Consider the following 12,130-nt stretch of genomic DNA (forward strand, 5'->3'; position numbering starts at 1 on the left):
AGGTACGATTTTTTTTGTGCTCAAAACCTATAAGATGAGGAGGCAGATTGAATGAATCGAAGGTCATGAAAGGAGTGCAGGAATGAATCAATTAACGCGTTTTTCTATGAAAAACGTCTCGGCGTTATTCATCATTGTAATCATGCTTTTTGTGGGCGGTTTTTATTCAACGACCAAGCTGAAGGTAGAAAACATGCCCGATGTGTCGTTTCCGGTATTGGTTATAACGACAACGTATACGGGGTCTCCGAAGGATGTAATGGATGAGATTACCGATCCGATCGAAAAGAAACTGGCGAATGTGGAGGATCTGGATTCCATGTCCTCGACATCCAGCGATAATTATTCCACGATCATTCTCATGTTCAAACAGGGAGTGGATATGGACAAGAAAAAGACGGACGTCCAGGATTTATTGGCCGAAGTGACATTGCCGCAAAGTGCGGGCACGCCCAAAGCCTCAACCTTCGGGGCGGCATCATCCCCATCCAACTATTTGGTTGCTTATGCCGGCAGCGGGATGAGCCAGAGCGAGCTGGATAAAGATTTTAAAGACATCATCAAGCCAGGCCTGGAAGGGATTAAGGGAGTCGACCATATCGATTTCATCGGCAACCGCGAGACATCGCTGGATATTCAACTGGATGCGGGCGCGCTGGATTTCTACGGTCTGTCCCCGTCGCAAGTCAGCAATGCCATTAATGCGGCTGCAACCAAGAGCCCGATCGGCAGCGTGGAGATTAGCGGAAACAGCAAAATGACCCGGGTCACAGGCGATCTCCAAAGTCTGTATGACCTGGAACGAATGGAAATAACAACTCCAAAGGGAAGCATCGTTACTCTTAATCAATTGGCGAAAGTCAAGGCTATCTCCGAATCGAAATTTAAAGGAAGACTGGACGGGCAGCCTGCTATTGCCATGATTTTATATAAAGCAAGCAGCGCGAATGCGGTGGATTTCTCCGATGCCATTCATAACAAGCTTCAAGAATGGCAAACCACGCTGCCGAATATTACGTTCAAAAATACGTTTGACAGCGCGGATGAAATCAAGCATTCGATAGATGGCTTGATTCGTGAAGGTATAGTAGGAGCCATTTTGGCAGCGGTCATGATTTTGTTATTTTTACGTAATGTGCGGATGACCCTAATCGTTCTCGTATCGCTGCCGCTGTCCATATTGATTACCTTGCTGTGCATGTATGAGCTGGGAATCACGCTCAATACGATGTCGCTGGGCGGCATATTTATGGCCATAGGACGGGTCGTCGACGATTCAATCGTCGTCATCGAGAACATTTATGCCAAGCTGGAAAAAGCTCATGAGCGGAATGAATCCGTCATTGCCTTGGCCACCAAGGAAGTATCGTCCGCCATCACGTCTTCGACGTTGGCGACCGCGGGTGTGTTCGTTCCGTTGGCGCTGGTATCCGGCTTTATTGGAGAATTTATCAAACCGTTCGCAATAACGATCGTCTGTTCCCTATTGGCTTCCTTGCTTGTTGCTTTAACGGTGATCCCTATGCTGGCCAAGATTCTGGTACTGCGGGGGAAACCGCCGAAGGCGCATCATGACGATTCCAAGCCATCCGGGTTGACCGAGTTCTACGAGAAGGCGCTCATCTGGAGCTTGAAGCATCGTGTCAAGACGCTGCTTCTATCAGGTCTCGTGTTTGTGGCTACGATTGTCGTTACTGTTCCTTCGCTATCGGTATCGCTGATGCCGAGTGCAAAAACGTCCCAAACCATGTACTTTCAAATCAAGATGCCTTATGAAACCTCGTATGAATCAACTGACGCAAAGACCAAAGAGCTTGAAATGATCTTGTCGGATAAAAAGGATTCCAACGGTGAACCGGTGTTTACCTTCGTCGAAGCGTTGGTAGGGTACGCCGGCGATGATAAAGAACGAACTCCTTACGCGTCGCAAATTTTCGTTGAATTGAACGATAAGGTTGATGCTGATAAAGTGAAGGATCAGGTCAAAGCTTTCATCCTCTCCGAGCTGCCTGCCGGCTCTGAAGTAGAGCCCAAATCGATGGGAGGAAGCATGGGGACATCGCCCGACTTTGAGTACAGCCTGCAAGGGGAGGACCAGCTTCAATTAGAGAAGGCGGCGGCGATGGTAAAAGCCAAGCTTAACACGATACCTGAGCTTACGGAAGTGGAGGACAATCTCAGCGACGCCAAGACGGAGATCGAGATTGCCGTTGACCAGAGCAAAGCCAGAGCGTTCGGCTTAAATCCCGCAACCGTGAGAGACACCGCGCGCGCGTGGATCCAGGAGCAGAAGCTGGGCGACTTGAAGTTTGACAATATTGTCTATGCCACCAAGGTGTCTATGGATAAATCGGACAAAGATACGCTCGAAAAGCTGGGCAACATTCCGTTGAAGAGCGATAACGGCTCGGTTGTTTTATTGAAAGAGGTCGCTAAAGTGAATGAAATCAAAGGAGCTGCGTCATTGACGCGCGAAGGTCAGCAGCAGCTTGTCAAAGTGACCGCCAAAATTACCGGACAAGATAAAGGCGGCATCAGCAGCAAAGTCGGGCAAGCTCTGAAGGAGCTGGAGCTTCCCGACGGGGTAACGCCGAAAGCCGGCGGGATAACGGACGATATTAACGAAAGCTTCTCCCAATTGTTCGTTGCCATGGCTGCAGCCGTGCTTATTGTTTACTTGATCATGGTTCTGGCCTTTGGCAATGCGAGCGCACCGTTCGCCATCCTGTTCTCGCTTCCGCTTGCCGCTATCGGCGGACTGCTGGGTCTATTCCTTACAGGTGAACCGCTTAATGCCACCTCCATGATAGGATTTCTGATGCTTATCGGAATTGTGGTCACCAATGCCATTGTTTTGATAGATAGAGCGCAGCAGCTACGGGAAGAAGGCTTTATAGTCCGCGATGCGTTAGTCCAAGCCGGCAAGGTGCGGCCGCGTCCCATCATAATGACCGCCGGAGCGACGATTGTCGCGCTGCTTCCGCTCGCGCTGGGATTTTCAGGTGAAGGGGTTCTGATCGGCAAAGGACTCGGCATTGTAGTTATCGGAGGCTTGCTGACATCTACGGTGTTGACACTGGTTGTCGTTCCGATTGTCTACGAGCTGATCGAGCATATGAAGCTTGGATTCGCAAGGAAATTAAAGCGGCAGACAAGCAATGAGCTCCAAGCATAATAGATAGAGATACAGAGGAGGTTTTCCGATGAAGAAGGCTAGTCGGGGGAGAAAAGGGAAAAAAAGAGCGGTTTTATTACTAATGTTCATTGCAGCGGTCATCGCGACGTCAGGCTGTTCCGCAGGCACAGGTCTGGCTACCGTGCAACTGGAGCCAAGACCGGTCAAGACGGAGCTGATCAAGAAACAGACGATCGGCGCGCCTATAGAGCAAGTAGCGGAAGTTAAGGCGGGAACGACGTTGGATGTTGTCGCCAAAGCGAACGGGGAAGTGGTGAACGTCCTGAAGAAGCGCGGAGATTATGTTGAAAAAGGAGACGTGCTGTTTGTCATCGACAGCAAGGAAGCCGAAATCTCCAAAAGGAAAAGCGAGGTTGCGCTTCAAAATGCACAGGAAGCATTAAAGAAAGCGAAGGACGACAAAGCCATCAATCATCAAAGCTTGCAGGATGAGGTTACTCGCGCACAGACCGCTTTGCAAAATGCGCAGCAGGATTACAATAAGCTGCGCAACGATTTCGACTCGGGTGTCATCACGCAGCACGAGGTCGATCAAGCGAAGCAAGCGGTGGATAATGCGGCGATGAGTTTGCAATCCGCTCAGAACAAGCTGAACGCCAATGATAATTCCAATTCGTTGGCGTCCTACGAAACCCAGCTTCAAACAGCGCAGCTGACTCTCGATGAGGCTGCTATGTCCTTAGAGAATTACAGTTTGAAAGCGCCCGGAAGCGGTGTTTTAACCGATTTTAATGTTGTGGCGGGCCAAGTGGTATCGTCTTCCTCAGGGAAAATAGGCCAAGTCCAGCAGATCGATCCGATCAAAGTGACGGCCGAATTGTCGGAAAACAATGTTCAGCTGGTTAGAGGGAAGCAGGAGCTTGTATATTATGACCCCGATACTCCCTCGGTCAAAGGAACGGCCAAAATCAGCTATTTGGCGCCCATTATGAGCGCAGCTACCAAGACGTACTCGCTGGAGCTGGAGATTCCGAACACAAACCGGCAGCTTCAACCGGGCAAAAGATTCATGGTTCAGCTTACGACGGAAGCGGAAGAGCAAGTTATTGCCGTGCCTACGTTAAGCGTGATCCGTGAAGACTCCGACGCCTACGTTTTTGTGCAGCAAGGCAATCAGTATCAGAAGCGTAAAGTTTCGCTTGGGCGTATTAACGGGGAGTATCAGGAGGTGCTGACCGGTGTTAAAGACGGCGAGCAGCTCGTTGTAACCGGACAGCATACGCTCAAGGACGGCCAACAGGCTGAACCTGCGGCACCGGCAACGAATGCCAAATAAGCATGGAACATCATCAAGAAGGAGCGGTAGATCATGAAGAACAAAACGTGGAAAACGAGTCTTACAGCCATGCTGCTAAGCGCAGCGATGATTCAGTCAAGCGTCCCGGCTCTTGCGGCTTTGGCCCCGGAACCGGCTGTATCGGCGCCAAGTAGCAACTATGGGTTAACGGACGACATTCGCGCCGCAATCAAGAATGTTTCCGTTATTCCAACGGCATCGGGATCGCAAATTGCGGCAACAGTGCGTCTGTATAACGGGGGGGCTGCTCAGAACCGGGTGCCGGAGCATGAACTCCGCGTGCGAACGACGGGCGGCGTAGAGTACAAGCTTGTCCCGAGTGCAAATAACAAGACGGCTTTGCAGCCTAAGGAAATTAGCGAATTGGTGTATATGGCGACGGTGGAGAGTAAAGAGATTACCGGTATCGACCAGCTATCATTTGTTCACACCGATGTTTATACGTATCCGAAGCAAGAAACCACGCTGCTCTCCATGCCCGCAACGTCAGTATGGTACGGGAATAACGGAACGAATCAGATGGTTTCGCTCCCATGGGGCCAGCCTTTCAGCATCCCGGGAGTCAATTCGGATCTGGTGTACACGCCAGCCGAAGTTTCTAAACAAAGCGCGAGCGCAGCTCCTGCGGCATCGGCTGAAGCTTCCAAGCAAAGCACGGCGGCCGGGCCGGTTCTTCTGGTCACTTTATTAGCCGAAAATCCGAGTGCAGGCCGGCAAATGATCCCATCATTTCGGATCGACGCTCGATCCGGCCAAAAAACGTACGAAGGCAAACGTTCAGAAACCGATCCGGTTTCGTTGGAGGCAGGCGAAAAAGCATATATTCATTTTTCCATCCCGGTTGATCAGGATGCAGCCATGACGGATCTGCTCGTGGTTTCGACAGATGCGTTTATTTCCAAAACAGGGAATCAGGAAGTGCCCATTTCCACAGGAAAAGCGGCCATAGCTTGGCCGACTGCGGATCAAATGAAAAGCCCTGCGGTGTCGTATACGATGGGAACCCCCATCCCTTTCGATTCCTTAACCAAGGTGATCGATAAACAAACCGAAGTTTCGCTGGTGGAGCTCCATTTGCACGAAAACCCGGAATCCGGGTACAAAACGGCCATTGCCAAGCTCAAATTTACGAATAACGGCAGTTCTCCCGTCTCTATGCCGGAGCTTCAAGCTGAATTGGCCGATAGCAACAGCTTAACCTTCACAGGTGTGCGTCAAACGAACGTATCTCCAACACTGGAACCTGGATTAAGCTACATTGCAGCCTACTCCTTTCATCTGCCTCGTTCCGAGAGCGGCGGTCAATTCCAATTAAAGCTTCTTGATCCGCTTACGGCAGCTCCTTACAAGACAACTGTCGCTTCGATTCGGACGGGGGCGCAGCAGGAAGAGGGCGGGGATACGTTCTCCATGTATCCGTATGATATTACACTGAATGATTATAGCGTCAGCTACTCGACTATGGCCGGTAATCCTATTACCTATACGTACAAGATTAATGTTGATATGGATATCAAACAGAAGGAGAATGTCGTTGTCGATACGAATTTCCCGATGCTGCGATTCGAAATTGTCGATCCTGCGGGCCGGATTGTCGGCACGACGGACGCTTCCTTTACGGGTCCCAAAAAATTGATCAGCGGCAAACAGACGATTAATTCAAACAGCATCCAATCCGACGAATTCTCGTCTCCAATCACCGTGAATATGTACGAAGTCATTACAACGCCGAACGGCGAAGCTGAACGTCTGGTCAAGAGCTTTCAACAATAGCCTGCCCTTAAAGTGAAAGCGGGCCTACCAAAGAACCTTCCTTTTATGCCGGAAGGTTCTTTTATTTAGAGGAAAATGTAGATTTCATCGTATGTTCTCATCATAAGGAACTACACGAATAATCTCATCAATTCCTATCCTTCTTCCCCTCAAATTATTATTTGGTATATTTTACTGTGCAAAACAAATGGAAACAACAAAAATGATTGGCAGCCTGTGATGGGGTACGGGTGCTGCTGGCGGAAGTTGGAATGAAAAGCCGTTATATGGATAAAATAATGGTGCGTTTACAAGATGAAACGGCCAGTAAAGGAATCGATTGGCAGGGAGAGTGCTATGCGGACACGAAATTCTACCCGTAACGTCAGCTTCGAATCCGATGATCACACGGCATTGGGTCCGGAATTGGACCGTAATGTTGAGGCACTCAAACAGGTATTGGGTGAAGCCGACGATGTTTCGTTCCGCTCCTTCTTGATAGCCGGAAGGGTTAGGGCGGAGCTTGTCAGCATCCCCGGCATGTCGGACAAGCAGGAGATTGACAACAGTGTACTAAAGCCGCTTATGCAATCCCAGGACGTGGTGTGTGCCGATTTGCAAACGGTTAAGCACAGACTTTTGCACGTCGTGTCCGCCGATGAGGCTTCGACCGTTGAGGAATGCGCGGGACAATTAATCAAAGGGTATCCCGTGCTTCTGATTGACGGTTGCACCGGTGCTTTACTGCTTGGAATTCCCCAATGGGACAAGCGAAGCGTAGAAGAGCCGAAGACCGAACCGTCGCTTCGGGGGCCGCGAGAAGGTTTTACTGAATCGATTGAGACCAATCTGTCGCTGTTGCGGCGCAAAATCCAGAGTGTCAAGCTAAAGCTCAAATCGCAAAAGATCGGCCGCTATACAGGGACGGAAGTCTATATCGCTTATATGGATGACCTGGCTAAGCCTTCCTTGCTGCAAGAGGTGCAAAATCGACTCGAACGTATTGATCTGGACGGTGTACTGGAATCCGGATACATCGAAGAACTGACGGAAGACAGCCCGTTCTCGCCGTTTCCTCAACAGCAATTTACAGAACGGGTCGATATAGCGGCTGCTAGTTTGCTCGAAGGCCGTATCGTTCTGCTGGTTGACGGTACGCCCGATGTGCTGATCGTACCCGCGACACTTGCGACACTTCTACAGGCTGCGGACGATTATTACAACCGAGCGTTATACACCAGCGTTCTGCGCTGTTTACGCTACATAACGTTGCTCATTTCCATGATTCTTCCGGCGATGTACGTCGCGATTTTGAATTTTCATCATGAAATGGTACCGGGCAAATTATTGACCAGCATTGCCTCCGCACGTGAGGCAATTCCGTTTCCGACGTTCGTGGAGGTGATGATGATGGAGCTCGCATTCGAGGTGCTGCGAGAAGCTGGGCTTCGCCTTCCGCGGCAGATCGGTTCGGCCGTTACGATTGTCGGCGCGCTTGTTGTTGGAGAAGCTGCAGTATCGGCGGGGCTCGTGTCGGCGCCGATTGTCATCATCATCGCGTTCACGGGTATTGCGGGATTTACGGCTCCCCATTATTCGTTGGAGCTCGCCATACGCCTTTTGCGGCTGCCGCTGATCGTGCTAGGAGGGACGCTAGGCATGCTTGGAGTTATGTTCGGAATTATAGCTGTTGCCATCCATTTGTGTATGCTTCGCTCTTACGGTGTCCCTTATTTATCTCCGTTCGCGCCATTTGAGGCAAGTGAAATGAAGGACACAGCGATTCGGGCTCCAAGGTGGAAAATGACGATGCGTCCCGGTTTTTCGAGTATGCGAAGCCGCCGGCGACTAGCCCGAGGACAGAAACCGGAGCCCGGTAAAGGAGGCAGAAGCTAAAGGAATATGGTGAGTAAATGGGCATCTTCCTGGATATTTGCCTGCAAATGGCTTACATTCGCGATGGTGGTGACAGCTTTGCTATTGTCGACTGGCTGCTGGGACCGAAAGGAAGTGAACGATCTGGCGATCGTAACAATCGCCGGGATAGACCGGAAAGACAACGGGGAGATCGAGTTGTCAGTGGAGATCGTCGTGCCTAAGCAGGAAGGCGGCAAGACACAGATAAGCGGCAACGCTTCTAAAGAAAGCGGTCCAACTTTAATCTGGTCCGCTTCAGGAGCTACGGTTGCTGACGCAGTCTCCAAGCTGCAACGCAAGCTATCTCGCGCCATCTATTGGGGGCAACTGGAGCTGTTGGTCGTAGGGGAAGCGTTGTCCCGCGATCGTTTTCGGGAACAGTTGGATTATATCGTGCGCGATAATAATATTCGCCTGAGGGTGCAACCGTTCGTCTGCAAGGGGGCCGTGAGCGATTTTCTCGCTTCTGCCTCTCCACTCGAACAAACAAAAGCGGACTTTCTGGGTGGTGAAGCTGATCGCGTCTTCCATCGGTCGATAACGCTTAACCTCTTGGTGCAAGGGCTTGGTAAAAATACGCAATCGGCAATGCTGCCATACCTCGATATCACACAGGAGGGTAACAAAAGTATACCCTATGTGAAAGGTTATGCCGTATTTTCCCGCGAGCGTATGGCTGGAGTGATCCAAGGGGATTCGTTCTCGGGAGCGAAGTGGATACTTCATCAAGTTAAAGGTGATGTCGAGACCGTGAAGATGAGGAAGCCCATTTCGTCACTCATATCAATTGGCATTCTTTCATCCAGCACCCAGCTCGTTACTGAACTGCAGGAGGGAATGCCAAGAATTGAGGTCGGGATTGAAGCCGAGGTGAACGTCGTTCAAAATACAACTCGCTTTAAAACGTCTGATCCGAATTTCATCCGTCAAGTCGAAAAATCGGCATCCGACGACATACGACGCAATGTAGAGACCGCAATTAAGCAATCCCAAGAGATGGGGGCTGACATTTTCGGTTTCGGCGAAGTGATTAATCGCCATTATCCTGGAGAATGGCAACAATTGCAAGACCGCTGGGACATGATTTTTCCTTCTATGCAAGTCAAAGTGGAGGTCAAGGTGAACGTTCGACATATCGGGATGTACAACGAGCCCACCGGATGAACCGCAATAAGAGGTGTGAGAGCCAGTGACTTGGTTGAACTTAACTGGAGTAACGTGCGTAACCGCGTTGATGGTTTGGGCCGAATGGCGCGGTCTCGAATTCGATTGCAAGAGGGAACGGGCGGCCTTAATTGCCATCGCTGCCGCCGGCTGGCTTGTAGCCGTGCTAGTCCTTGTTTTTCCGAATATGCCCGGACCGATCGAGCTATTCAACAAAATACTCAAACCGCTAGCCAGCGGGTTAAAGTGAGGGGAGAGGTTTGCTGATGGTAGAAGGAGGGAAAATTTCCGCATCACAGCTAGGGCTTCTTTTTTATGCGGTCGCCGCTTACGATGGGATCCTTTTTATTCCGAGGATAACGGGGGAGGAAGCCGGACGAGATCTGTGGCTATCGCCGATCTGGGCTCATTTGATCGGTTTGCTCTTCGTGCTTGCGATGCTTTGGCTTAGCCGTATGTTTCCGACGGAAACCATCATACAGTACAGCGGGCGTATACTTGGTTCGTGGTTAGGCAAAGCGGCGGGCCTTACTGTGATCATTTACGGTGTCAATTTGACTTCTGTCGTTTTAAGAGAGTATGGCGACTTCATTTCTGTCGTCTTTTTGCAAAAAACGCCGGCTGTTGTTGCTATAGGGGGGATGCTGCTTCTTGTGTCCTTCGCGGTCAGGGGGGGCGTGGAGGTGTTGGGTCGGTTGGCGCAGCTGTTCCTGCCGATCACGTTCTTGGTGTTCGGGCTGCTAGTCGTCTTATCGGTTCCCGATTGGGACGCAAATCGTATTTTGCCGATCATGGGTAAAGGGATCGCTCCTTCCGCTAAGGGGGCCATCATCCCCTTAAGCTGGTTCTCCGGCTATTTGATGCTTGGATTGTACTTTCCTTTTGTGTCAGATCAGAGGAAAACGACGAGGTACGTAATAATAACCTGGTTTGGACTCATGGTTACGCTGTCCGTCTCTGGGCTTGTATCGGTTTTACTGTTCGGCAAGCATGCTCATACGTTGAATTATCCGTTCATTGAGGTTGTTCGCTATATTGGGGTTGGGGAATTCTTCCAGCATATTGATGCTTTAATGTTGGCTGTTTGGCTTCTCGGAACGTTCGTTCAATTGACCTCCTATTTGTATACTGCATCATTGGGGGCGGCCCAATGGCTTGGGCTCAAACAATACCGGGCACTGGTTTTCCCGATAGGCTTTTTTATTCTCGCAATCAGCATGTGGGGACCTTCCAGTGTAGACGTTTTCGAGACCTACTTGGGAACGAGTCAAGTCGTGTTCGATTTCTTCTATGTTGCTCTTGGCCTGCTCCTATTCGTAACGGCATGGATTCGGGTTAAAATTCTCCAAAATTAATATGAACTATGTCGTCATAGAACAATCATATGGAGAAAAATTACAAAGGTTTCATATAATATTCCAAAAAGCTGATGTTCACCTTTGGCCTTAAGGGGAACACATGGAACGTGAGGGAAAGCATGGATTTTTATATTGTAGACGTTTTTGCTGAAGAAAAATATCAGGGAAATCAGTCAAATGTGAATATTGCCGCCAAATTAACAAATGGGACCTATGATATCCAGATTGGCGGTAAGGTACAACTGGTTGCAAAGGGAGACTGGTTACTAAGTGTCTAAATACGATTATGGCCCAAAAGGAAAGTTCAGTGTTGAGGTACTACATATGAAGAACCTTTTATGTGGTTTTTATGTTGTAAGTTCCAAGTGAATTTATGAAATGAACGATATTACGTTGTAATTAAATTGTAAATGATGTTATTCCCCGTGGATTCTTTGGTGTGATTCGATTAAGATAAATGTAATGGAATGACATACAAAGTGTGGAGGGTAAGGATGCATTCTTCCTATAGTGATGTGGAGAAAAGAAGGAAAGAGATCTTAAAGGAACTAGAGGAGCACGACAAAGTCTATGTAAAAGAGCTTGCTGAGAAATTCGGCGTGACAACTGAGACCATTCGTCGAGACATGGACAAGCTGGAGAGTCAGAATAAATTAAAAAAAATATTTGGCGGTGCGATCAAAACGAGCCATCAAAAGCTGGAATGGGCATATAACGATCGGGAGTCGCTTAATCTGGAGGTCAAAAGAAAACTGGCGGCCGAGGCAGCCAAATGGGTGGAGGACAACGATATTATATTTCTCCAGGCAGGGAGCACCATCGCCCAAATGCCATCATTCTTAAGAGACAAGAAGGAGCTTACGGTAGTCAGCAATTCCGTTCCGATCATTTTTGAATTTGCTCAATATAAACGAAATGGAGAGTTTGACGGGCGAGTGATTCAGATTGGCGGGGAGCTTCAAGTTTCTTCGATGGGGATGTCGGGTGTACTCGCTCAAGACATGTTAAGGGACATTACTGTAAATAAAGCTTTTTTTTCTTGTGGAGGCTTTACTCCAGAAAATATCAGTACGTTTCAAAGTGAGAGCGCAGTAATGATGAAAATTTTGTTGGCACAAAGCCAAAAGAAGGTGCTGGTAGCGGATGCATCTAAAATAGGAGTCAAACATCTATATAAAGTAGCAAATTTACATGAAGTGGACATCATTATTACGGATACGGATTTGCCTGAAGAATGGAAATCATACATCGAATTATCCACATTAAAATGGGTTTCTACCTAAATTCAAGTGATTTGAGATAAAACAACACGTCGTTTGGAAACAAATGGCGTGTTGTTTTTATTTTGTAATATATTTGTTTTTATATAATTTACAATATATTTACGTTGTTTTTACGCTTGTATTACATTTGTATGATAAGATTTATTTGTAAAAACAACATGAA

At 48.8% G+C, this 12,130-nt stretch carries 9 protein-coding genes; all 9 read left to right on the forward strand.

Translation table 11 applies throughout. The features are described 5' to 3' along the window. The first annotated feature begins 82 nt into the window (after nucleotides 1–82). The 9 genes from B1728_RS03420 to B1728_RS03455 all read left to right on the forward strand — a co-directional run bounded on the left by B1728_RS03420 (nucleotide 83) and on the right by B1728_RS03455 (nucleotide 11,967). Nucleotides 83–3,175, forward strand: a complete 3,093-nt coding sequence (locus B1728_RS03420) for an efflux RND transporter permease subunit (protein WP_079908747.1) — start codon at nucleotides 83–85, stop codon at nucleotides 3,173–3,175. A 28-nt stretch (nucleotides 3,176–3,203) separates the two neighbouring features. Next, nucleotides 3,204–4,472: an efflux RND transporter periplasmic adaptor subunit gene (locus B1728_RS03425; RefSeq protein ID WP_079908748.1), complete on the forward strand. Its 1,269-nt coding sequence runs from the start codon at nucleotides 3,204–3,206 to the stop codon at nucleotides 4,470–4,472. Nucleotides 4,473–4,505: 33 nt separating this feature from the next. Beyond that, nucleotides 4,506–6,266, forward strand: coding sequence for a hypothetical protein (locus B1728_RS03430; protein WP_079908749.1), 1,761 nt, complete (start codon nucleotides 4,506–4,508; stop codon nucleotides 6,264–6,266). Between the two features lie 336 nt (nucleotides 6,267–6,602). After that, complete coding sequence (locus B1728_RS03435) at nucleotides 6,603–8,141, forward strand: spore germination protein (RefSeq protein WP_079908750.1); 1,539 nt, start codon at nucleotides 6,603–6,605, stop codon at nucleotides 8,139–8,141. Between the two features lie 6 nt (nucleotides 8,142–8,147). After that, a complete protein-coding gene (locus tag B1728_RS03440; RefSeq protein WP_079908751.1) occupies nucleotides 8,148–9,326 on the forward strand; it encodes a Ger(x)C family spore germination protein in 1,179 nt (392 codons plus the stop codon). A gap of 25 nt (nucleotides 9,327–9,351) precedes the next feature. Further along, nucleotides 9,352–9,576 carry a hypothetical protein gene (locus tag B1728_RS03445; RefSeq protein ID WP_079908752.1) on the forward strand — a complete coding sequence of 75 codons (225 nt, stop codon included), beginning with the start codon at nucleotides 9,352–9,354 and terminating at the stop codon, nucleotides 9,574–9,576. Between the two features lie 16 nt (nucleotides 9,577–9,592). After that, nucleotides 9,593–10,681, forward strand: coding sequence for a GerAB/ArcD/ProY family transporter (locus B1728_RS03450; RefSeq protein ID WP_079908753.1), 1,089 nt, complete (start codon nucleotides 9,593–9,595; stop codon nucleotides 10,679–10,681). A 122-nt stretch (nucleotides 10,682–10,803) separates the two neighbouring features. Further along, nucleotides 10,804–10,962: a hypothetical protein gene (locus B1728_RS36100; protein ID WP_179135862.1), complete on the forward strand. Its 159-nt coding sequence runs from the start codon at nucleotides 10,804–10,806 to the stop codon at nucleotides 10,960–10,962. Between the two features lie 216 nt (nucleotides 10,963–11,178). Beyond that, complete coding sequence (locus B1728_RS03455) at nucleotides 11,179–11,967, forward strand: DeoR/GlpR family DNA-binding transcription regulator (RefSeq protein WP_079908754.1); 789 nt, start codon at nucleotides 11,179–11,181, stop codon at nucleotides 11,965–11,967. The last annotated feature ends 163 nt before the right edge of the window (nucleotides 11,968–12,130 follow it).

Origin of the sequence: Paenibacillus sp. 32352, assembly GCF_002042965.1 — a bacterium.
Lineage (GTDB): Bacteria > Bacillota > Bacilli > Paenibacillales > NBRC-103111 > Paenibacillus_S > Paenibacillus_S vulneris.